21 protein-coding genes are annotated in these 21,645 nt (G+C 72.3%); 14 read left to right on the plus strand and 7 right to left on the minus strand.

All coding sequences use genetic code 11. The annotated features are described in order from the left end of the window. Nucleotides 1–45: 45 nt before the first annotated feature. Nucleotides 46–900 (minus strand): SDR family oxidoreductase, encoded by an 855-nt coding sequence (locus A8713_RS18335; RefSeq protein WP_064534551.1) that lies wholly within the window; start codon nt 898–900, stop codon nt 46–48. Between the two features lie 89 nt (nt 901–989). Here A8713_RS18335 and A8713_RS18340 point away from each other — a divergent pair, with 89 nt between their 5' ends. Next, nucleotides 990–1,412 carry a winged helix-turn-helix transcriptional regulator gene (locus A8713_RS18340; protein WP_064534552.1) on the plus strand — a complete coding sequence of 141 codons (423 nt, stop codon included), beginning with the start codon at nt 990–992 and terminating at the stop codon, nt 1,410–1,412. Between the two features lie 15 nt (nt 1,413–1,427). Here the strand turns inward: A8713_RS18340 and A8713_RS18345 are convergent, their stop codons facing one another. The 5 genes from A8713_RS18345 to A8713_RS18365 form a co-directional block, all read right to left on the minus strand. Beyond that, the gene (locus A8713_RS18345) at nt 1,428–2,480 is read right to left on the minus strand and encodes a 2-oxoacid:ferredoxin oxidoreductase subunit beta (protein ID WP_064534553.1); all 1,053 of its coding nucleotides are present in this window, start codon (nt 2,478–2,480) and stop codon (nt 1,428–1,430) included. Beyond that, nucleotides 2,470–4,401: a 2-oxoacid:acceptor oxidoreductase subunit alpha gene (locus A8713_RS18350; protein WP_064534554.1), complete on the minus strand. Its 1,932-nt coding sequence runs from the start codon at nt 4,399–4,401 to the stop codon at nt 2,470–2,472. Before A8713_RS18350 ends, A8713_RS18345 begins: the two co-directional genes overlap by 11 nt. Nucleotides 4,402–4,820: 419 nt before the next feature. Beyond that, the gene (locus A8713_RS18355) at nt 4,821–5,516 is read right to left on the minus strand and encodes a LuxR C-terminal-related transcriptional regulator (RefSeq protein WP_064534555.1); all 696 of its coding nucleotides are present in this window, start codon (nt 5,514–5,516) and stop codon (nt 4,821–4,823) included. A gap of 373 nt (nt 5,517–5,889) precedes the next feature. Beyond that, a complete protein-coding gene (locus A8713_RS18360; protein WP_064534556.1) occupies nt 5,890–7,257 on the minus strand; it encodes a sensor histidine kinase in 1,368 nt (455 codons plus the stop codon). Nucleotides 7,258–7,467: 210 nt separating this feature from the next. Then, nucleotides 7,468–8,700: a sensor histidine kinase gene (locus tag A8713_RS18365; RefSeq protein WP_064534557.1), complete on the minus strand. Its 1,233-nt coding sequence runs from the start codon at nt 8,698–8,700 to the stop codon at nt 7,468–7,470. Nucleotides 8,701–8,940: 240 nt separating this feature from the next. Between A8713_RS18365 and A8713_RS18370 the strand changes: the two genes are divergently transcribed. The 13 genes from A8713_RS18370 (at nt 8,941) to A8713_RS18430 (ending at nt 21,064) form a co-directional block, all read left to right on the plus strand. Then, a complete protein-coding gene (locus A8713_RS18370; RefSeq protein WP_173860870.1) occupies nt 8,941–9,369 on the plus strand; it encodes an NADH-quinone oxidoreductase subunit A in 429 nt (142 codons plus the stop codon). Next, entirely contained in the window at nt 9,360–10,061 is a 702-nt protein-coding gene (locus A8713_RS18375; RefSeq protein WP_064534559.1) for an NADH-quinone oxidoreductase subunit B, read from the plus strand. The genes A8713_RS18370 and A8713_RS18375 overlap by 10 nt, the downstream gene beginning before the upstream one ends. After that, the gene (locus A8713_RS18380; protein ID WP_064534561.1) at nt 10,058–11,479 is read left to right on the plus strand and encodes an NADH-quinone oxidoreductase subunit C; all 1,422 of its coding nucleotides are present in this window, start codon (nt 10,058–10,060) and stop codon (nt 11,477–11,479) included. The genes A8713_RS18375 and A8713_RS18380 overlap by 4 nt, the downstream gene beginning before the upstream one ends. Next, the gene (locus tag A8713_RS18385) at nt 11,476–12,444 is read left to right on the plus strand and encodes a complex I subunit 1/NuoH family protein (RefSeq protein WP_064534563.1); all 969 of its coding nucleotides are present in this window, start codon (nt 11,476–11,478) and stop codon (nt 12,442–12,444) included. The genes A8713_RS18380 and A8713_RS18385 overlap by 4 nt, the downstream gene beginning before the upstream one ends. After that, the gene (locus tag A8713_RS18390) at nt 12,444–13,019 is read left to right on the plus strand and encodes a NuoI/complex I 23 kDa subunit family protein (RefSeq protein WP_064534564.1); all 576 of its coding nucleotides are present in this window, start codon (nt 12,444–12,446) and stop codon (nt 13,017–13,019) included. Before A8713_RS18385 ends, A8713_RS18390 begins: the two co-directional genes overlap by 1 nt. Continuing rightward, on the plus strand, nt 13,016–13,696 hold the full coding sequence (locus A8713_RS18395; protein WP_064534566.1) for an NADH-quinone oxidoreductase subunit J family protein: 681 nt from the start codon (nt 13,016–13,018) through the stop codon (nt 13,694–13,696). Before A8713_RS18390 ends, A8713_RS18395 begins: the two co-directional genes overlap by 4 nt. After that, nucleotides 13,696–14,118, plus strand: coding sequence for an NADH-quinone oxidoreductase subunit NuoK (gene nuoK, locus A8713_RS18400; protein ID WP_064534568.1), 423 nt, complete (start codon nt 13,696–13,698; stop codon nt 14,116–14,118). Before A8713_RS18395 ends, nuoK begins: the two co-directional genes overlap by 1 nt. After that, on the plus strand, nt 14,115–16,109 hold the full coding sequence (locus tag A8713_RS18405; protein WP_064534570.1) for an NADH-quinone oxidoreductase subunit 5 family protein: 1,995 nt from the start codon (nt 14,115–14,117) through the stop codon (nt 16,107–16,109). The genes nuoK and A8713_RS18405 overlap by 4 nt, the downstream gene beginning before the upstream one ends. 6 nt (nt 16,110–16,115) lie before the next feature. Continuing rightward, complete coding sequence (locus A8713_RS18410; protein WP_064534572.1) at nt 16,116–17,690, plus strand: complex I subunit 4 family protein; 1,575 nt, start codon at nt 16,116–16,118, stop codon at nt 17,688–17,690. Beyond that, nucleotides 17,687–19,210, plus strand: a complete 1,524-nt coding sequence (locus tag A8713_RS18415; protein ID WP_064534574.1) for an NADH-quinone oxidoreductase subunit N — start codon at nt 17,687–17,689, stop codon at nt 19,208–19,210. The genes A8713_RS18410 and A8713_RS18415 overlap by 4 nt, the downstream gene beginning before the upstream one ends. Before the next feature lie 189 nt (nt 19,211–19,399). Beyond that, on the plus strand, nt 19,400–20,263 hold the full coding sequence (htpX, locus tag A8713_RS18420) for a zinc metalloprotease HtpX (RefSeq protein WP_064534576.1): 864 nt from the start codon (nt 19,400–19,402) through the stop codon (nt 20,261–20,263). Beyond that, nucleotides 20,260–20,652: a YccF domain-containing protein gene (locus A8713_RS18425; RefSeq protein ID WP_018564762.1), complete on the plus strand. Its 393-nt coding sequence runs from the start codon at nt 20,260–20,262 to the stop codon at nt 20,650–20,652. The genes htpX and A8713_RS18425 overlap by 4 nt, the downstream gene beginning before the upstream one ends. Nucleotides 20,653–20,797: 145 nt before the next feature. Further along, nucleotides 20,798–21,064 carry a GlsB/YeaQ/YmgE family stress response membrane protein gene (locus tag A8713_RS18430; RefSeq protein ID WP_064534578.1) on the plus strand — a complete coding sequence of 89 codons (267 nt, stop codon included), beginning with the start codon at nt 20,798–20,800 and terminating at the stop codon, nt 21,062–21,064. An 87-nt stretch (nt 21,065–21,151) separates the two neighbouring features. On the opposite strand, the gene A8713_RS18435 is transcribed toward A8713_RS18430, so the two are convergent. Next, nucleotides 21,152–21,640, minus strand: a complete 489-nt coding sequence (locus tag A8713_RS18435; RefSeq protein ID WP_064534580.1) for a YajQ family cyclic di-GMP-binding protein — start codon at nt 21,638–21,640, stop codon at nt 21,152–21,154. Nucleotides 21,641–21,645: the final 5 nt, after the last annotated feature.

Genomic DNA, 21,645 nt, shown 5'->3' on the forward strand with positions numbered 1-21,645 from the left:
ACGGTCATGACAGGTGGAGGGCCCGGCGCGGGAGTGCCCGGCGTGTCAGCCCTTGAGTCCGGCGCGGATCGCCTCGGCGAGCGGGGTGGTCGGGCGGCCGGTCAGCCGGGACAGGTCACCGCTGTCGACGACCAGTTCGCCCTTCTCGATGGAGGCGTCCACCCCGGCGAGGATCGCCGCGAACGCCTCGGGCAGCCCGGCGCCGGTCAGGACCGCCTGGAACTCCTCGACGGAGACGTCGCGGTAGACGATCTCCTCGCCGGTCTGCCGGCTCAGCTCCGCGGCGAACTCGGCGAAGCCCCACGCCTCGTCGCCGCCCAGCTCGTACGTCTTGTTCTCGTGGCCCTCGCCGGTGAGCACCGCGACGGCGGCGGCCGCGTAGTCGGCGCGCGACGCCGAGGAGAGCCGCCCGGCGCCCGCGGCGTGCACGACGGCGCGGTGCTCCAGGGCGGGGGCCAGGTTCTCGGTGTAGTTCTCGTGGTACCAGCCGTTGCGCAGCAGGGTGTACGGCAGACCGGAGGCGAGCAGGGCCTCCTCGGTGCCGCGGTGGTCGTCGGCGAGGGCGGCCTTCAGGCTGCCGGGGGCGCTGGTGTAGGCGAGCAGGGCGACTCCGGCGGCCTTGGCGGCGTCGATGACGACCCGGTGCTGCTGGACGCGGCCCTTGTCGAACTCGTTGCCGGAGACGAGGAGCACCTTGTCGCCGGCGGCGAAGAGGCCGTCGAAGGTCTCGGGCGCGTTGTAGTCGGCGACCGCGACGCGCACACCGCGCTCGGCCAGGTCGGCGGCCTTCTCCGGGGTACGGACCACGGCGGTGACCTGCTCGGCCGGAACCTTCTCCAGCAGTTGCTCCACGACCAGGCGGCCGAGGTGTCCGGTGGCTCCGGTGACGACGATGCTCATGAGGGGATCTCCTTGTGGGTGGCTCTGGCAGCCACCCTAGGAGCAAAGCTAACCAAAAGAAAGTACCCACTTTGAAGTAAGGTACCTACATGACGGAAAGCGCAGTGACCAGTGCCGCGTCCCGGACCGTGAGCGCCGAGGCGATGTGCCCGTACCGGCTCGTCCTGGAGCACGTCACCAGCCGCTGGGGCGTGCTCGTCCTGATCGAGCTGCTGGAGCGGCCGCACCGCTTCAGCGAGCTGCGCCGCGCCATCGGCCGGGTGAGTGAGAAGGGCGTCAGCGAGAAGATGCTCGCCCAGACGCTCCAGACCCTGGAGCGCGACGGCCTCGTCCACCGCGACGCCCGGCCCGTGATCCCGCCGCGCGTCGACTACTCCCTGACCGGGCTGGGCCGCGAGGCCGCCGAGCAGGTGCGCACCCTCGCCGAGTGGACCCACCGGCGCATGCCGGACGTGGCGCGGGCCCGGCAGGCGTACGACGAGGCCCGGACGGAAGCCGTCCGGGCCTCGTGAGGAAGCGGCTCGTCCTCAGCCGACGACGGTCCAGGTGTCGTTGCCGGCGAGGAGGGCGGCCAGGTCGCCTGTGCCCTGCTGCTGTGCGGCGGTGTCGAGCTGGTCGGCCATGAGTGTGTCGTAGACCGGGCGTTGGATGTCGCGGAAGACGCCGACGGGGGTGTGGTGCAGGGTGTCGGGGTCGGCGAGGCGGGACAGGGCGAAGGCGGTGGTCGGGGAGGCGGCGTGGGCGTCGTGGACGAGGATGTCGGCCTCGTTGTCCGGGGTGACGTCGATGACGTGGAGGTCGCCGGTGGTCCGGTCGCGTACGACGCCGCGTTCGCCGTCGGTGCCGAAGCGGATCGGGCGGCCGTGTTCGAGGCGGATCATGGCCTCGCCGGCCTGTTCCCTGTCCTTGAGGGTGTCGAAGGCGCCGTCGTTGAAGATGTTGCAGTTCTGGTAGATCTCGACGAGGGCGGTGCCGGGGTGGGCGGCGGCCTGGCGCAGGACCTCGGTGAGGTGCTTGCGGTCGGAGTCGAGGGTGCGGGCGACGAAGGAGGCTTCGGCGCCGAGGGCGAGGGAGACGGGGTTGAAGGGGGCGTCCAGGGAGCCCATCGGGGTGGACTTGGTGATCTTGCCGGTTTCGGAGGTGGGGGAGTACTGGCCCTTGGTGAGGCCGTAGATGCGGTTGTTGAACAGCAGGATCTTCAGGTTGACGTTGCGGCGCAGGGCGTGGATGAGGTGGTTGCCGCCGATGGAGAGTGCGTCGCCGTCGCCGGTGACGACCCAGACGGAGAGGTCGCGGCGGCTGGTGGCCAGGCCGGTGGCGATGGCGGGGGCGCGGCCGTGGATGGAGTGCATCCCGTAGGTGTTCATGTAGTACGGGAAGCGGGAGGAGCAGCCGATGCCGGAGATGAACACGATGTTCTCGCGGGCCAGGCCGAGTTCGGGCAGGAAGCCCTGGACGGCGGCGAGGATGGCGTAGTCACCGCAGCCGGGGCACCAGCGGACCTCCTGGTCGGACTTGAAGTCCTTCATCGACTGCACGGCCTCCGCCTTGGGAACCAGGGACAGGGCTTCAAGAGGCATCGCTGATCTCTTTCAGTGCGTCGGCGAGTTGTTCGGCTTTGAAGGGCATGCCGTTGACCTGGTTGTAGGAGTGGGCGTCGACGAGGTATCTGGCGCGGACGAGGGTGGCGAGCTGGCCGAGGTTCATCTCGGGGATCACGATCTTGTCGTAGGCGGCCAGGAGGGTGCCGAGGTTGCGTGGGAACGGGTTGAGGTGGCGCAGGTGTGCCTGTGCGATGGGGACGCCTTCGGCGCGCAGGCGTCGTACGGCGGCGGTGACGGGGCCGTAGGTGGATCCCCAGCCCAGTACGAGGGTGCGGGCGTGGTCGGGGTCGTCGGCCTGGATGTCGGGCACGGTGATGCTGTCGATCTTGGCCTGGCGGGTGCGGACCATGAAGTCGTGGTTGGCGGGGTCGTAGGAGATGCTGCCGGTGCCGTCCTGTTTCTCGATGCCGCCGATACGGTGTTCCAGGCCGGGGGTGCCGGGCACGGCCCAGGGGCGTGCCAGGGTGTGGGGGTCGCGTTTGTAGGGCCAGAACACCTCGGTGCCGTCGGGCAGGGTGTGGTTGGGTCCGGTCGCGAAGGGGACGTGCAGGTCGGGGAGTTCGTCGATGTCGGGGATGCGCCAGGGTTCGGAGCCGTTGGCGAGGTAGCCGTCGGAGAGGAGGAAGACGGGGGTGCGGTGGGTGAGGGCGATACGGGCCGCTTCCAGTGCCGCGTCGAAGCAGTCCCCCGCCGTGCGCGGCGCCACCACGGGGACGGGGGCTTCGCCGTTGCGGCCGTACATGGCCTGGAGCAGGTCCGCCTGCTCGGTCTTGGTGGGCAGTCCGGTGGAGGGGCCGCCGCGCTGGATGTCGACGACCAGCAGCGGCAGTTCCAGGGAGACCGCCAGCCCGATCGTCTCCGACTTCAGCGCCACCCCGGGCCCGGAGGTCGTCGTCACGGCCAGCGACCCGCCGAACGCCGCGCCCAGCGCCGCCCCGATCCCCGCGATCTCGTCCTCCGCCTGGAACGTGCGCACCCCGAACGCCTTGTGCCGTGACAGCTCGTGCAGGATGTCGGAGGCCGGGGTGATCGGGTAGGAGCCCAGGAACAGTGGCAGTCCCGCCTGCCGGGAGGCCGCGACCAGCCCGTAGGCCAGGGCCAGGTTCCCCGAGATGTTGCGGTACACCCCCGGGCGGAAGGCGTGTGCCGCCGGCGCGACCTCGTAGGAGACGGCGAAGTCCTCCGTGGTCTCCCCGAAGTTCCAGCCCGCCCGGAACGCCGTCACGTTCGCCGCCGCGATCTGCGGGCGCCGCGCGAACTTCGCCGCCAGGAACCGCTCCGTGCCCTCGGTCGGCCGGTGATACATCCACGACAGCAGCCCCAGCGCGAACATGTTCTTGCTGCGCTCGGCCTCCTTGCGTGACAGACCCGACCCGGCCAGCGCCTGCACCGTCAGCGATGTCAGCGGCACCGCGTGCACCCGGAAACCGTCCAGCGACCCGTCCTCCACCGGGGAGGCCGCATAGCCGACCTTCTGCAACGCCCGCCGCGTGAACTCGTCCGTGTTCACGATGATCTCCGCGCCCCGCGGCAGATCACCCAGGTTCGCTTTCAGCGCGGCCGGGTTCATCGCGACCAGCACGTCCGGGGAATCACCCGGGGTCAGGATGTCATGGTCGGCGAAATGCAGCTGGAACGACGACACCCCCGGCAGCGTCCCGGCAGGCGCCCGGATCTCCGCCGGGAAGTTCGGCAGCGTCGACAGATCATTCCCGAACGACGCCGTCTCCGACGTGAACCGGTCCCCCGTGAGCTGCATCCCGTCACCCGAGTCACCCGCGAACCGGATCACCACCCGATCCACACGGCGGACGTCCTTCGTTCCGGCCGCCCTGCGCTGTTCCCCTACGACGGTTCCGTCGGCCTGTTCCGCTGGACTGCTGACCTGGCTGGTCACTGAACTGGACCTCCTCCGAGGCGGCTGTGGTGAACGGCCTTCCCGAAAGTCCTGGCGAAGACCTTCCCGATGTCAACCCTACGACCGTCAGCTCTGCCCTCCCGGCGGCTGTCGCATGCTGGACGGGCCCGCGAGACGGTCCTGTGCCCTGTTCTGTCACGCCGTTGCGGCCTCGCGGACCTCCTTCAAGGACGTTGCGCCACAGTCGCCCGTCCGGCGTACTCCCGGCCGGTCCGGACGGGTCCGGACCCGTCCCGCCGGTCCGGACCCGCACCGGCGGCTCCCGGACGGCCGGGAGCCGGACGGCCGGCATCCGGGCGACCCGGATCCGGACGGGCGGGATCCGGGCGACCGGGAGCCGGACGGGCGGGACCCGGATCGGGGCCCGCTGGGGGACCCCGCCCGTTCAGTGTCGGCCGCTAGGAGTTCAGATAGGTGAGGACGGCGAGAACGCGCCGGTGATCCCCGTCACTCGGGGACAGGCCGAGCTTGAGGAAGATGTTGCTGACGTGCTTCTCGACCGCGCCGTCGCTGACCACGAGCTGGCGGGCGATCGCCGAGTTCGTCCGCCCCTCGGCCATGAGGCCCAGCACCTCGCGCTCGCGCGGGGTGAGCCCGGCCAGCACGTCCTGCTTGCGGCTGCGCCCGAGCAACTGGGCGACCACCTCCGGGTCGAGGGCCGTACCGCCCTGGGCCACCCGGACCACCGCGTCCACGAACTCGCGCACCTCGGCCACCCGGTCCTTGAGCAGATAGCCGACCCCGCGGCTGGAGCCCGCCAGCAGCTCGGTGGCGTACCGCTCCTCCACGTACTGGGACAGGACGAGCACCCCGAGCCCGGGGTGCGCCTTGCGCAGCCGCACCGCCGCCCGTACCCCCTCGTCGGTGTGGGTCGGCGGCATCCGCACATCGGCCACGACCACGTCGGGCAGCTCGCCCCGGCCGTGCAGATCGGTGATGGTCTTGATCAGCGCCTCGGCGTCACCGACACCGGCCACGACGTCGTGCCCGCGGTCGGTCAGCAGCCGGGTCAGGCCCTCCCTGAGCAGCACTGAATCCTCGGCGATGACCACCCGCACCCTGTCCTCCACGATCTTCGGCCCCCCACAGCCCATCTACGGCAGTCCATGCGACTCCGTACGACCCAGTCCATGCGACTCGGTACGACACGGCCCAGCATTCCAGGATCCGGACCCTGACGCGCCGGAGCCCCGGGGGAATCCGTGCGGATCCCGGGGTGCCCCGGGCGATGGGGGAGGGGGTATGCGTTATTTGTACTGATCTTCCGGCCGGGGTCACGCCGCGCGGCCTGCCGCCCGCGGCCGGGAGGGGCCGTGGGCGGCAGGCCGCCGGTGCGGATTCCGCAGGTGGTACCGGTTCCGCTGGTGATACCGGTACCGCCGGTGGTGCCGGTTCCGCTGGTGGTGCCGGTCCCGCCGGTGGTGCCGGTTCCGTCAGGGCTTCGATTCCGCCGGTACGCCCGTGCGCTCAGCGCCGCCAGGGCAGCTCCGCCGTCACCCGGGTGGGCCCGCCGGCCGGCGAGTCGACGACGAGGATGCCGTCCACCGCGTCCAGCCGCTCGGCCAGCCCCGCCAGGCCCGATCCGGCGGACACATCGGCGCCGCCGACCCCGTCGTCCATGACCTGGAGCATCAGCCGGTCCTCGACCCGCCACACGTCCACCGAGGCGGAGCGCGCCCCGCTGTGCTTGCTGATGTTCTGGAGCAGCTCGCACACCGTGAAGTACGCGATGCCCTCGATCGCCGCCGCCGGGCGCTCCGTCAGGTCCACGTCCACCTGCACCGGCACCGTGCAGCGCGAGGCGACCGAGGAGAGGGCCGCGTCCAGGCCGCGGTCGGTCAGCACGGCCGGGTGGATGCCCCGGGCCAGGTCGCGCAGCTCCTGGAGCGCGGTCTTCACCTCGCCGTGCGCCTCGTCCACCATCCGGGCCGCCGCCTGCGGGTCCTCGGTCAGCTTCTCCTTGGCGAGACCCAGGTCCATGGCGAGCGCCACCAGCCGGGCCTGTGCGCCGTCGTGCAGGTCCCGCTCGATGCGCCGCAGGTCGGCCGCGGCCGTGTCCACCACGACACCGCGGTCCGACTCCAGCTCCACCACGCGCGCCGACAGCTGCGACGGGCCGAGCAGCCCGTGCACCAGCACCCGGTCCACCGTGGTCAGCGCCCGCAGGATCCACGGCGTGGCCAGGGTGATCACCAGCCCGGCGAGGGCGGTCACCGTGATCTCGAACGGGTTGTCGAGGAAGATCTGGTGGTGCTCGTCGCCGTAGAGCTGGATGCCGCCCTGCCCGGCCCACGTGGGGAAGATCCAGTACCAGAGCGGATACGTCAGCAGCGACCAGCCCATCGGCCACAGCACCATCGCCACCACGAACGAGAAGACCGCCCACGGGAACTGGAGCCCCGCGTAGAGCAGCGCCCGCCAGGAGGCGCCGCTCTTCAGCACCGCGCCGGTCCAGGCCAGCGGGCCGCGGCCCTTCATCACCAGCGGCTCCGGCTCGCCCACCTCCAGGCCGAGCAGCCCGCGCGCCCGCACCCGCTCCAGCGCGCCGAAGCCCCGGCAGCCCGCCAGCGCGCCCGCCAGCACCGGGATGCCCAGGAAGGTCACCAGCAGACCGGCGCCCAGCGACACCATCGTGACGGCCCAGCAGAAGAGCGTGATGCTGATCGGCAGGCTGAGCAGGACGTACGCCAGCTCCTTCCAGCTGCGCGCCTCGAACGGCGCCCGCAGCCCGGCGGGGAGCCGGTGCCGGCGCGGACCGCGCTCCTCGTCGTGGAACCCGGTCCCGCTGTAGGACCCGTACCCCTGGCCGTACTGCGATCCGTACTGGGTGGTCATCGGCGTCGTCCGTTCCCCTGGTGTGCTGCGCTGCTGGCGGCTGTTGTCGGCTGTTGCTGTCGCGGTGCCTGCTCCGGTGCGGCCGGGCCGCAGGTCGTCGCGGTCTCCCCGGTGTGATTCCGTCGCGGTCTCCCCGGCGTGATTCCAGAGTGCTGGACCGCGGCGCCCGCAACCATGGAGCGCGTCGGCGTCTCGGTCCGGGGGTTTTCCCTACCTCCGGCCGTGCGGGACCGCTGCGCCGCCCGGCGCGGGCGTACGGTCCCGCCAGGGCAGCTCCGCCGTGACCGTCGTCGGTCCGCCCGGCGGCGAGTCCACGACGAACAGCCCGTCGACGGCGCCCAGCCGCTCCGCGAGCCCCCGCATGCCCGTACCGCCGTCCAGGCTGGCGCCGCCGCGCCCGTCGTCGACGACCTGGAGCATCAGCCGGTCGTCGGCACGCCACACGTCCACCGAGGCGGAGCGCGCCCCGCTGTGCTTGCTGACGTTCTGGAGCAGCTCGGACACCGTGAAGTAGGCGATGCCCTCGATGGCCTCCGCCGGGCGCGCGGGCAGATCGGCCGTCACCTTCACCGGCACCGTGCAGCGCGAGGCGACCGAGGAGAGGGCGGCGTCCAGGCCGCGGTCGGTCAGCACGGCCGGGTGGATGCCCCGGGCCAGGTCGCGCAGCTCCTGGAGCGCGAGCTTCACCTCGCCGTGCGCCTCCGCGACCATCTCGGCCGCCGTGTCCGGGTCCTCCAGCAGCTTCTCCTTGGCCAGACCGAGACCCATGGCCAGGTTCACCAGCCGGGCCTGCGCGCCGTCGTGCAGGTCCCGCTCGATGCGCCGCAGGTCGGCCGCGGCCGTGTCCACCACGACACCCCGGTCCGACTCCAGCTCCGCGATCCGCCGCTCCAGTTCGTCGGAGGGCGACAGCAGACCCCGCACCAGCGCCCGGTCCACGTTCGTCAGGCCCCGCGCGATGAACGGCAGCACCGGCCACAGCACGAACAGCGAGACCAGGGTCACGGAGAAGGTGAGGACACCCCAGGGCAGCCGGATGAAGTCGTACAGCACCGTGCGCCAGCCCACCGGGTCCTTCAGCATCAGCCAGAACCGGTTGAGCCAGCCCTTCGTACGGCCCATCGGCAGCGGACTCGGCTCGTCGATACGGACCCCGAGCAGGGCGCGCGCCCGCTTGCGCTCCAGCCGGCCCAGCAGCCGGGCGCCCGCCAGGCCGAACGCCAGCAGCGGCAGGCCCACCACCGTGACGGTCAGCGCCGCGCCGACGGACAGCACGGACACCACGTAGACGAAGCCGATCAGGGACACGGGCAGGTTCACCAGGAGATGCGTGATCTCCTTCCAGGTGGGCAGGTCGTAGGCGAAACGAGCCGGTGGCGGCCGGTCGCGGTCGTCCCCGGCGCCGCGCGCCGCCGGGCCGGCGGAGGAGATGGGTGCGCTCATACGGGCTAGCGTGCCGTGCGACGGCCCCGGACGCCATGAGGTCGGCCGCCCTGGTGAGCGGGGGAAAACCCCACCCCGCGTCCCAGCGCGCGACGGGCTGCTTACCCGCTCTTTAACAGGGCCTAGACTCCCGTGCGTACAGACCGTCGCACGGGCGACACGGGCAGCACAGGCAGCACAGGCAGCACAGGCAGCACGGACACCACCGGGCACCACGGGTCAGGGAGCGAGGGACGGACGGTGACGCAGACGGTGCGGAGGGCGGCGCGCGAGACGGCGCGGGGGCAGGCCGCCGTCGCGGCGGACTACTTCCACTCCTACTCGGTCGTCGGGCTGCTCGCCGTCGTCGGTGTGCTGTTCGTCGCTGTCGCGTTCGGCGCGGGCCGGCTGCTGCGCCCGGTGGTCCCCACGCCCGAGAAGCTCCTGACGTACGAGTGCGGTGTCGACCCCGTCGGCGAGGGCTGGGCCCACACCCAGGTCCGCTACTACGTGTACGCCTTCCTGTACGTGATCTTCGCCGTCGACTCGATCTTCCTGTTCCCCTGGGCGACGGTCTTCGCCGCCCCCGGCTACGGCGCGGCGACGCTGGTGGAGATGTTCGTCTTCCTCGGCTTCCTGGCCATCGGCCTGCTGTACGCATACAAGAAGGGCGTCCTGACATGGACGTGAACCCCGCCGTGCCCGAGCCGGTGGCCTCCGAGCCCGTCGCGCTTCCCGCGCCGCAGCGGCTCGGCGCGCTGTCCCGGCTGGCCCCCGAGCCGATGAAGGTGGTCCTGAACTGGGGCCGCCGCTACTCGCTGTGGGTCTTCAACTTCGGCCTGGCCTGCTGCGCGATCGAGTTCATCGCCGCCTCGATGGCCCGCCACGACTTCATCCGCCTCGGGGTGATCCCCTTCGCCCCCGGCCCGCGCCAGGCCGACCTGATGGTGGTCTCCGGCACCGTCACGGACAAGATGGCCCCCGCCGTCAAACGCCTGTACGAGCAGATGCCCGAGCCGAAGTACGTCATCTCCTTCGGCGCCTGCTCCAACTGCGGCGGCCCCTACTGGGACTCGTACTCCGTCACCAAGGGCGTCGACCAGATCATCCCCGTGGACGTCTACGTCCCCGGCTGCCCGCCGCGCCCCGAGGCGCTGCTCCAGGGGATCCTCAAGCTCCAGGAGAAGATCGCCAGGGAGTCGCTCGCGGAGCGGTACGGCACCGGGACGGCGCGCCCGTCGGCGGCGGCACTCCAGAGTGGGCTGGTACGGCCGCCGGGTGCCGGTGCCGGTGCGGGTCCCGGTGGCGGTGCGGGGGCCGGGGCCGGGGCTGAGGGGGCGGCCGGCGGTTCCGCCGGTTCCGGTGCTGGAGGCGAGCGATGAGCGGCGCCGGGTGGCTGCCCGCGCCCGCCGAGGAACTGTTCGGCGCCGGGGCCACGGCCGAGGAGTCCTACGAGGTCCTGACGGTCGACGTACCCGCCGACTCCTGGGTCTCCGCCCTGCTGACCGCCCGCGACACGCTGGGCTGCACCTACTTCGACTGGCTGAGCGCGGTCGACGAGCCGGGCACGGGCCTGCGGATCGCGGCGCACGTCGTGGCGCTGGCCCCGGTACGGAGGCTGCTCGTCCGCACGACGGTCCCGCACGAGCGGCCGGTCCTGGCCACCGCCGTCGAGGTCTACGCGGGCGCCGCCTGGCACGAACGCGAGACCCACGAGATGTTCGGCGTCGACTTCGCGGGCCACCCCGCCCTGGACCACCTCCTGCTCCCGGACACCTTCGAGGGCCATCCGCTGCGCAAGGACTTCGTCCTGGCCGCCCGGGTCGCCAAGGCGTGGCCCGGCGCGAAGGAGCCGGGCGAGTCGGACCACGGCGCACCCAAGCGCCGCCAGATGCTGCCGCCGGGCGTCCCCGACCCCAACGAGTGGGGTCCCCTCAAGGGCACCCTCCCGGCCGCCCCGGCCCGCCCCGCCCGGGGCGCCGCCCGCCCGGCGGGCGAACGCCCCGTCCGCACGCCCGGCGACCGCCCGGTACGCCGCACCCGCACGGCCGCCGGAGGCTCGGCGAGCCAGACGAGCGGGGACACGGGAACGGGCACGGGTACGGGCGCGGGCACGAGTACGGGTACGGGTACGGGTACGGACACGGCGGAGGCCGGGGGCACGGCTGACACTGCGGGTGCGCCGGGTGCGCCGGGTGCGCCGGGTGCGTCGGGTGCGCCGGGTACGGCTGGTACGCCGGGCGCCGGGGGAGCGGAGCCGCCCGCGATCCCTGAGCCGCCCGCGGCCCCGGGCGCGGCAGGCGGGGCGACCGCCAGGCCGCGCCGGATGCGGAGCGCGAGCCAGGGCTCGGCGAGCCAGACGGGAGCCGCCGGCGCCACCCCGGCTGCCTCGGCCGGCCCGGTCACCCCGGAGACCCCGGAGACTCCCGAGACCCCGACGCAGCCGGAGAAACCGGCGGCTCCGCCGTCTCCGCCGTCCGCCCCGCGCCGTTCGCGCAGCGCGAGCGGCGGCTCCGCCTCGCAGCGGGCGGAGCGACCTGCGCCCCCGCCCCCGCCTGTCCCCGCCGCCGACCCCGCTGCTCAGGAACCGCAGCCGCAGCCGCAGCCGCCCACACCCCCGCGCAGCGCGGACGCGCCCTGGCACCACGCCCGCCCGGCCTTCGACGAACCGGAGAACCCGGAGAACCCGGAGAACCCGGAGAACCCGGAGAACCCGGAGAACCCGGAGAACCCGGAGACGCCGAAGCAGCCCCCCGCCCCGCCCGCCCCCGACGACGACCCGGAAGGAGACCAGCGGTGAACGACGTGGCCGACGTCGCCCTGCGACTCCTGATCGTCTTCGTGGCCTTCCTCGTCCTCCCCCTGATCGTCGGTCAGACCGAGCACAAGGTGATGGCCCACATGCAGGGTCGCCTCGGCCCGATGTACGCGGGCGGTTTCCACGGCTGGGCCCAGCTCGTCGCGGACGGCGTGAAGTTCGCGCAGAAGGAGGACGTGGTCCCGGCGGGCGCGGACCGCCGCGTCTTCCAGCTCGCCCCGGCCGTCGCCCTCCTGCCGTACCTGCTGGTGCTGCTCGCGCTTCCGGTCGGCCCCGGCGCGGGCGCGGTCGGCCAGGTGCTGGACGCGGGCCTCTTCTTCGTGCTCGCCGTGATGGGCGTGGGCGTACTCGGCTCGCTCATGGCCGGCTGGGCCTCCGCCAACAAGTTCTCCCTCCTCGGCGGCCTGCGCACCGCCGCGCAGCTCCTCGCCTACGAACTGCCGATGCTGCTCGCCGCCGCCTCCGTGGCGATGGCGGCCGGAACGGTCTCGCTGCCCGGCATCCTGGACGCGTTCCACTGGTGGTGGCTGCCCTGGCAGATCGTCGGCGCGGTCGTCTTCTTCGTCGCCGGTCTCGCCGAACTGCAACGCCCGCCCTTCGACATGCCGGTGGCCGACTCGGAGATCATCTTCGGCGCGTACACCGAGTACACCGGGCTGCGGTTCGCCCTGTTCCTGCTCGCCGAGTACGCCGGGATCGTCGTCCTGTGCGGGCTGACGACCGTCCTCTTCCTGGGCGGCTGGCACGGCCCCTGGGGCGCGGACGGCCTCGGCTGGGTCTGGACGCTGCTGAAGTCCGCCGTCCTCGCCTTCGTCGTGATCTGGCTGCGCGTCACCTACCCGCGGCTGCGCGAGGACCAGCTCCAGAAGCTCTCCTGGACCCTCCTCGTGCCCCTCGCCCTCGCCCAGATCGCCCTCACCGGCATCGTCAAGGTGGTGATCTCCTAGTGGCTCCCCTTCCCGGCTCCGGCCTGGCCAAGGGCCTCGCCGTCACCCTGCGCACGATGACGAGGAAGACCGTCACCGAGCAGTACCCGGACACCCAGCCCGACCTGCCGCCGCGCACCCGCGGTGTGATCGGCCTGTTCGAGGAGAACTGCACGGTCTGCATGCTGTGCGCCCGCGAGTGCCCGGACTGGTGCATCTACATCGACTCCCACAAGGAGACGGTGCCCGCCGCGGTCCCCGGCGGCCGCGAGCGCAGCCGCAACGTCCTCGACCGCTTCGCCATCGACTTCTCCCTGTGCATGTACTGCGGCATCTGCATCGAGGTCTGCCCCTTCGACGCGCTGTTCTGGTCACCGGAGTTCGAGTACGCCGAGACCGACATCCGCGACCTCACCCACGAGCGCGACAAGCTCCGCGAGTGGATGTGGACCGTCCCGGCCCCGCCCGCCCTCGACCCCGGCGCGGAGGAGCCGAAGGAGCTCGCCGCCGCCCGTAAGAGCGCCGACAAGCTCGCCGCCCAGGAGCAGGCCGCCGCCCAGCAGGAAACCGCCGCCCAGGAGGAAGGAGAAGCGTGACCCCCGCCGCAGCCCACCCCGGTTTCCTCTCGCCGACCGGCGTCGAGATCGCCTTCCTGCTCGTCGGCATCGCCACCTTCGGCGCCGCGCTCCTCACCGTCACCACCCGGCAACTGGTGCACGCCGCCCTGTGGCTGGTGGTCGCCCTCGGCGGCCTCGCCGTCGAGTACCTGCTGCTCACCGCCGAGTTCATCGCCTGGGTGCAGGTCCTCATCTACGTCGGTTCCGTCGTCGTCCTCCTCCTGTTCGGACTGATGCTCACCAAGGCCCCCATCGGCCGCTCCGCCGACGCCGACTCCGGCAACCGGTGGGCCGCCCTCGCGGTGGCCCTCGCCGCCGCCGGCACCCTGGTCTGGGTCGTCGCCGACGCCTTCCGCACCACCTGGACCGACCTGGACGGCGCCGCCGCCGGCACCACCCGGGCCACCGGCGAGAGCCTCTTCCAGAACTGGGTCCTGCCCTTCGAGGCCCTCTCCGTGCTGCTCCTGGCCGCACTGGTCGGAGCGATCGTCCTGTCCCGCAAGGCCAAGGCGGACGCGGGCTCCGCCGACCCCGGCTCCCCGGCAGACGCCGGTGCCGGAGCCGGTCCCCGCACCCCGGGCCCGGCCGACGGACGACCCGTCGAACGGCTCGACGGGCGGCCCGCCGAACCGGCCGCCGAGGAGGGCCCCCGCTGATGCACCTCGTCTACCCGGCCGTCCTCTCCGCCCTTCTCTTCTGCACCGGGCTCTACGGCGTCCTCGCGCGCCGCAACGCGATCCTGGTCCTCATGTCGGTCGAGCTGATGCTCAACGCCGTCAACCTCAACCTGGTCGCCTTCGACGTCTGGCTCAGCAGGGCCGCCGCCGACACCCTGCACTCCGGCCAGGCGCTGACCCTGTTCACCATCACCATCGCCGCCGCCGAGATCGGCATCGGCCTGGCGATCGTGCTCGCCGTGTACCGCAACCGCGGCACCTCCGACATCGACCGGCTCCGCGACGCCGCCGAGCACCCCGATGACGACCCCGACGAACCCGACGACGACTTCGGCGACGGCCCCGACGGCGAAGCCGCCGCGACCGCGCAGGCCGCCGGGAAGGCTGAGGCCACCGCGTGACCACGACCACCCTCGCCGTTCTCGTCCCCCTCCTGCCGTTCCTGGGCGCCGCGGCCGGACTGCTCCTGGGCCGCACCGCCCCCGGCTTCGTGCGCCCACTCGCGATCCTGCCGACCCTCGCCTCCCTCGTCCTCGCCGTGCTGGTCGCGGCCCGCCAGGGCGGCGGCCGGGCCGTCGACGCCGCCACCGAACTGACCCCCACCGGCTCGGTCCCCGTCGAACTGGCCCTGCACATCGACGGCTACGCCGCGCTCGTCGCCGTCCTCGTCGCCACCGTCGCCACCTGTGTGCAGCTCTACTCCACGGGCTATCTGCGCGAGGACCCCCGCTACCCGTCCTACGCCGCGCTCGTCTCCCTGTTCACCTCCGCGATGCTGCTCGTCGTCTACTCCGGCGACCTGATCGTGCTGCTGGTCGGCTGGGAGGTCATGGGCATCTGCTCCTACTTCCTGGTCGGCCACTACTGGGAGACCCCCGAGGCCCGCGCCGCCTCCCTCAAGGCCTTCCTGGTCACCAAGCTCGGCGACGTCCCCTTCCTCATCGGTCTGTTCGCGCTCGCCGCCGACGCCGGCTCCTTCCGGATCACCACGGTCCTGACCACCGTCGCGCACGGCGGCCTGCACCACCCCACGCTGGTCGCGCTGCTGCTCCTGGCGGGCGTGGCGGGCAAGTCCGCGCAGTTCCCGCTGCACACCTGGCTGCCCGACGCGATGGCAGGCCCGACCCCGGTGTCCGCGCTGATCCACGCCGCGACGATGGTCGCCGCCGGTGTCTACTTCGTGGCCCGGCTCCTCCCCGTCTTCCAGGCGTCCTCGGCCGCCATGACCGTCCTCGCCGTCATGGCCGCCGTGACCATGGCCGGTTCGGCGCTCGCCGCGCTCGCCCAGGACGACATCAAACGCGTCCTCGCCTACTCGACGATCGGTCAGCTCGGCTACATGACCGGCGCGCTCGCCGTGGGCGCGCCCGGCGCCGCCGTCTTCCACCTCCTGTCGCACGGCGCCTTCAAGGCGCTGCTCTTCCTCGCCGCCGGGGTGGTCATCCACGCGGCCGGCACCAACTCGCTGGCCGCCATGTCCCGCACCGGCGGCCTGCGCGAGCGCGTCCCCGACGCGTACTGGACGATGACCGTCGCCCTGCTCGCGCTCGCCGCGATCCCTCCCTTCAGCGGCTTCTTCTCCAAGGAGTCCGTGCTCGGCGCCGCCGAGCGGGTGGCCGACGGCCACACCGCGCACGCCCCCGGCACGGCCGGCTGGATCGTCCTCGTGGCCGGTCTGCTCACCGCCCTGCTGACCGCCGCCTACGCGCTGCGGCTGTGGCTGCTCGCCTTCCACGGCCGGGGTGCGCAGGCCCCCGACCACGGACGGCAGCCCCTGGCCATGAACGCCGTCCTGTGGGTGCTGGCCGTGCCCTCCCTCGCCTTCGGCGGACTCGCCTTCCGCGTTCTGCCCGACTGGTTCGACGGTGCCTCGCTCGCCCCGACGACGGCCACCTCCGTCCTCGGCACCGGCCTGGCCCTGGCCGGCGGTGTGCTCCTCTACGGCGCCTGGCGGCACACCACCGCGCTCGCCGCCCGCACCCCGATGGGCGCGGTCGCCGCCCACCCGGAGGCCGACGCCGGACTGGTCGAGGCCGAGGCCATCGCCACCCACCGGCCGGCCTACGGGGACCTCGCCGGAGCTCCCGACCCCGCCGACCCCGCACGGCTGCTGCTCGGCCCGCTGCACCGCCACGCGGCCACCGGCTTCCACCTCGACGCGGTCTACCGGACCCTGTTCGTCCGCCCGGTCCTGGCCGGTGCGAGCCTCGTCCGGTTCCTCGACCGCGAGGTCGTCGAGACCTACGTACGCGGTGCCGGGGCCGCCCCCCGGCTGCTCGGGGCCGCCGTACGGCGGGCCCAGACCGGCAATGTGCAGACCTATGTGAGCGCGCTGCTCGCCGGCACCGTCGTCCTGGCGGTCGCCGTCGTCCTCGTCGCCACGGGAGCGTGAGCAGGCGTGATCGATATCAGCGAGTCAGTGATGCAGTTCCTTCTGGCGTTCCTCGTCGCCGGCCCGCTCCTGGGCGCGGTCGCCGCCCTCCTGCCGGCCCCGCCCGGACTGAAGGGGAAGTCGCCCGAGCAGGCCGTGCTCCGGCACGGAGTGACCGTCACCGGTGTCCTGCTCGCCGCCGCGCTCGTCCTCGCGCTCGGCTTCGACCACGACCATCCGTCGAAGATGCAGGCCACGACGGACATCAGCTGGATCCCCGCACTCCACGTGCGCGTCCACCTCGGCATCGACGGCATCTCGCTCCCCCTCGTCGTCCTGACCGCGCTGCTGACCTTCCTCTGCGCGCTGTACAGCTACTTCAAGCCGCCCGCGGGCCCGAGCCCGAAGGCGTTCGTCGCCCTGCTGCTCCTGCTGGAGTCCGGCACGCTCGCCACCTTCGCCGTCCTCGATCTGGTGCTGTTCTTCCTCGCCTTCGAGACGGTGCTCATCCCGATGTACTTCCTCATCGCCCGCTGGGGCGGCGCGGGCCGGCGGGCCGCGGCCTGGCGATTCATCCTCTACACCCTCCTCGGCTCGGTCGTCATGCTGCTCGGCCTGCTCCTGATCGGGATCAAGGCGGGCACGTTCGACATGGTGGCACTCGCCACTGACAACGGCCGGTCGCTGACCGCGTCCGTGCAGGTCGTCGCCGTTCTGGCGATCGGGCTCGGGCTCGCGGTCAAGACCCCGATGTGGCCGCTGCACAGCTGGCTGCCGGACGCCCACACCGCCGCCCCGACCGTCGGCTCGGTCCTGCTGGCGGGCGTCCTGCTGAAGATGGGGACATACGGTTTCGTCCGGATCCTGCTGCCCGTCGCGCCGCACGGCTTCCACACCTTCGCGCCCTACCTCGCGGCCTTCGCCGTCGTCGGCATCGTCTACGGCTCCCTGGCCTGCCTCGCCCTGGCCCGGCGCGGTGCCCGGGGCGACCTGAAACGGCTCATCGCCTACTCCTCGGTCGGCCACATGGGCTTCGTGCTGCTCGGCATCGCCACCGCCACCCCGACCGGCGTGAACGGCGCCCTGTTCGCCAACATCGCCCACGGCCTCATCACCGGCCTGCTCTTCTTCCTCGTCGGCGGACTCAAGGACCGCACCGGCAGCACCGACCTCGACGCCCTCGCCGAGGAGTCCGGCTCCGCCCTGTACGGCAGGGCCCCGCGCCTGGGCGGCCTGCTGGCCTTCGGCGCGGTCGCCTCGCTCGGACTGCCCGGACTGGCCGGGTTCTGGGGCGAGATGCTCGCCCTGTTCGGCGCGTTCCGGCCCGCCGACGGCCTCAGCCGCCCCGCCTTCCTCACCTTCATGGCGATCGGCGCGTTCGGCACCCTGCTGACGGCCGCGTACATGCTCGCCGTGGTCCGCCGCGTCTGCATGGGCGCCGCGGCGGCCGAGACCCCGAAACTGCCCGACGTGCGCGGCTTCGAGTTCGCGGCCTGGGCCCCGCTCGTCGCCCTGACCGTCCTCGCCGGGCTCTGGCCCAAGGCCCTGCTCGGGCTCACCGACCCGGCCGTGCAGCAACTCCTCGCGGGAGGCACCCGATGAGCGTCCTGGCCCAGTCGCCGGTCGCGTCGGCGGTCCAGTCCGTCGACTGGCTCGCCGTCGCGCCACCCGCCCTCACCGCGGTGACCGCCCTGGCGGTCCTGGTCGCCGACCTCTTCGTCCCGCGGGCACGCAAACCCCTCCTCGGCTGGGTCTCCGTCGCCGGACTCGCCGCCTCCGCGCTGCTCCTGTTGCCCCTCCTGGACGGCGACCGCGGCACCTTCTGCCGGCACCGGCAGCCCGGCGTGTGCAGCTACACCGCCGACCACTTCACCCTCGTCGTCCAGCTCCTGGTGCTGGGCGGCGCCCTGCTGGCGGCCCTGCTGTCGGTCACCGCCCTCAGGGACGCGCGCGGCGGACTCCCCGAAGGGGAGTACTGGTTCCTGCTGCTGTCCGCCACCGCCGGAGCGGCCCTGCTGCCCGCCGCCCGCGACCTGGCCACCCTGATCGTCGCCCTGGAGGTCGCCTCCCTGCCCGCCTTCGCCCTCGTGGGCCTCAGACACGGCGACCGCAGGTCCTCCGACGCGGCCCTGAAGTTCTTCCTGTCCTCGGTCACCGCCACCGCCGTCAGCCTGCTGGGCGTCAGCTTCGTCTACGCCACCACCGGCACCCTGTACCTCACCCAGGTGGCAGACCGCCTCCCTCACGTCGCCGGGCAGTTCCACACCCTCGCCCAGACCGGCGTCGTCCTCACCCTCGTCGGCTTCGCCTTCAAGCTCGCCGCCGTCCCGTTCCACTTCTGGGTCCCCGACACCTATGTGGGCGCGCCGCTGCCGATCGCCGCCTATCTGTCGGTCGTCGGCAAGGCGGTCGGCTTCACCGGCCTGATCCTCGTCACCGTCGTCGCGTTCCCCTCGTACGCCGACGTCTGGGGCCCGGCACTGGCGGCGCTGGCCGCACTCACCATGACCGTCGGCAACGCCGGTGCCCTGCGCCAGAGCGCCACGCGCGCGTACGGCGCGGTCCGGCTGCTCGCCTGGTCCTCCGTCGGCCAGGCGGGCTACCTCCTGGTGCCGCTCGCGGCGGCCGGATACACCGACGACCCGCGCGGGACCGTCGGCTCCACCGTCGCGTACGCCCTGATGTACGCCGCCGTGAACCTCGGCGCCTTCGCCGTGGCCGCGCTCGTGGGCCGCGCCCGGCCCCGCAACCGCCTCGCCGACTACCGCGGCCTGTACGCCGCCCACCCGGTGTGCGCCCTGCTGCTGGCCTTCTTCCTGCTGTGCCTGGCCGGGCTCCCGCCCGGGGTCATCGGCCTGTTCGCGAAGGTCACCGTCTTCTCCGCGGCGGTCGGCGCCGGACTCGGCTGGCTCGCCGTCGTCATGGCCGTCAACGTGGTGGTCGCGCTGTACTACTACCTGAGGTGGACGGCCCTGCTGTTCCGCGCGCCCGAGGGCGAACCGGTCCGGCACCGCGTCCCGGCGCCGCTCACCGCCGCGCTCGCCCTGACGGGTGTCCTGGGCGTCGCCCTGTCCGGCGCGCCCCAGCTGGTGCTGCGCTTCGCGGGCGGCGGACTGTTCTGACCCGCCCGGCACCGGGCACCCGTCGCGCACTCACCCGGACGGCCCGCGCGCCCTCGCGCCGACCGGGGAACCCGGGGCGTTCGCCTGGCGTTGACCAGTACGGAAGGGTCCACTGGACGTGACACCACACACCAGTGGACCGCACAGCAAGCGAAGGGTTCCCCTGCCGCACCACTTGGAGGGCGTACCGTGCACCGCCGGCACAACGGGCTCAGGACCGCAGTACTCCTCGGGGGACTGTCCGCACTCATCATCGTCATCGGCAGTTTCTTCGGCCGCACCGGCCTGGTCGTCGCCGTCCTCATCGCCCTCGGCACCAACGCGTACGCGTACTGGAACAGCGACAAGCTGGCCCTGCGCGCGATGCGGGCCCGCCCGGTCAGCGAGTTCGAGGCACCGGCCCTGTACCGGATGGTCCGTGACCTCTCCACCCAGGCCCGCCAGCCGATGCCGCGCCTGTACATCTCCCCGACGGAGGCGCCCAACGCCTTCGCCACCGGACGCAACCCGCGCAACGCCGCCGTGTGCTGCACGGAAGGCATCCTGCGCATCCTGGACGAGCGCGAACTGCGCGGTGTCATCGGCCACGAGCTGAGCCATGTCTACAACCGCGACATCCTGATCTCCTCCGTCGCCGGCGCCCTCGCCTCCGTGATCATGTTCCTGGTCAACTTCGCCTGGCTGATCCCGGTCGGCCGCTCGGACGACGACGAGGGCCCCGGCATCTTCGGCATGCTCCTGGTCATGATCCTCGGCCCGTTCGCGGCCACCCTCATCCAGCTGGCCATCAGCCGCTCCCGGGAGTACGAGGCCGACGCCTCCGGCGCCCGCATCACCGGCGACCCGCTCGCCCTCGCCAGCGCCCTGCGCAAGCTGGAGGCGGGCACCCAGCAGCTTCCGCTGCCCCCGGAGCCGCGCATCGAGACCGCGAGCCACATGATGATCGCCAATCCCTTCCGCCCGGGACAGGGACTGTCGAGAATGTTCTCCACGCACCCGCCCATGGCGGAGCGCATCGCCCGACTCGAGCAGATGGCAGGTCGCCGACAGTGAAGACAATCCTGAACGTCATCTGGCTGGTCCTGAGCGGCTTCTGGCTGTTCCTCGGCTATCTGGCGGCCGGGGTGCTGCTGTGCATCACGATCATCGGCATCCCGTTCGGCATAGCGTCCTTCCGCATCGGCGTCTACGCCCTGTGGCCCTTCGGGTACACCACGGTCGAGCGCCGCGACGCGGGCGCGCCGTCCTGCGTCGGCAACGTGCTCTGGCTCGTCCTGGCCGGCTGGTGGCTGGCGCTCGCCCACATCGTGACGGGCGTCATGCTCTGCATCACGATCATCGGCATCCCGTTCGGCATCGCCAACTTCAAGCTCATCCCGGTCTCGCTGCTCCCGCTGGGCCGCGAGATCGTCCGGACCGACCAGCCCTTCGCCACCCGCTGAACCGGCGCATCCCGGCGTGCCGGGGCCGCCGCCGGATGCAACCGTGGGGACCGGCCGCGGCGTCTTCCCCGACGACACGGTGCGAACACGCGTGTGGCACTCACGGGCGACGAACCGAGGTCGCCGGGAAAGGCAGGTTCGGGACATGGGCGTCATCAGCTGGATCATCCTGGGACTGTTGGCCGGGGCCATCGCGAAGATCCTGCTGCCGGGCCGCGACCCCGGCGGCTTCATCGGCACGACCCTCATCGGCATCGCCGGTGCCTTCGTCGGCGGCTGGATCTCGGCCCGCTGGCTGGACCACCCGGTCAGCAAGCACTTCTACGACGGCGCCACCTGGGCGGCGGCCATCGGCGGCTCACTCGTCCTGCTGATCGCCTACCGCCTCCTCTTCGGCAACTCACGCGACTGACGCGAGGCGCTGCCGCGGCGCGGCGGACACACACAAGGGTGGGCACCGGTGCTCCCGGTGCCCACCCTTGTGTCTGCTCCGCCGGTCCTACCGGTAGTTCACGAACTGGAGCGCGAAGTCGAAGTCCTGGCCCTTCAGCAGCGCGATCACGGCCTGGAGGTCGTCCCGGCTCTTGGAGCTGACACGCAGCTCGTCGCCCTGCACCTGGGCCTTGACGCCCTTGGGGCCCTCGTCGCGGATGAGCTTCGCCACCTTCTTGGCGTTCTCCTGGGAGATGCCCTCCTCGACGGAGGCGAAGATCTTGTACTCCTTGCCGGACAGCTGCGGCTCGCCCGCGTCCAGGGCCTTCAGCGAGATGCCGCGCTTGATCAGCTTGGACTGGAAGACGTCGAGGACCGCCTTCACCCGCTCCTCGGAGTTCGCCTCCATGAGGATCTTCTCGCCGGACCACGAGATCGAAGCGCCCACGCCCTTGAAGTCGTAGCGCTGCGAGATCTCCTTGGCGGCCTGGTTGAGGGCGTTGTCGACCTCCTGCCGCTCGACCTTCGAGACGATGTCGAAACTGGAGTCGGCCATGTCCT

Origin of the sequence: Streptomyces sp. SAT1 (genome assembly GCF_001654495.1) — a bacterium.
GTDB lineage: Bacteria > Actinomycetota > Actinomycetes > Streptomycetales > Streptomycetaceae > Streptomyces > Streptomyces andamanensis.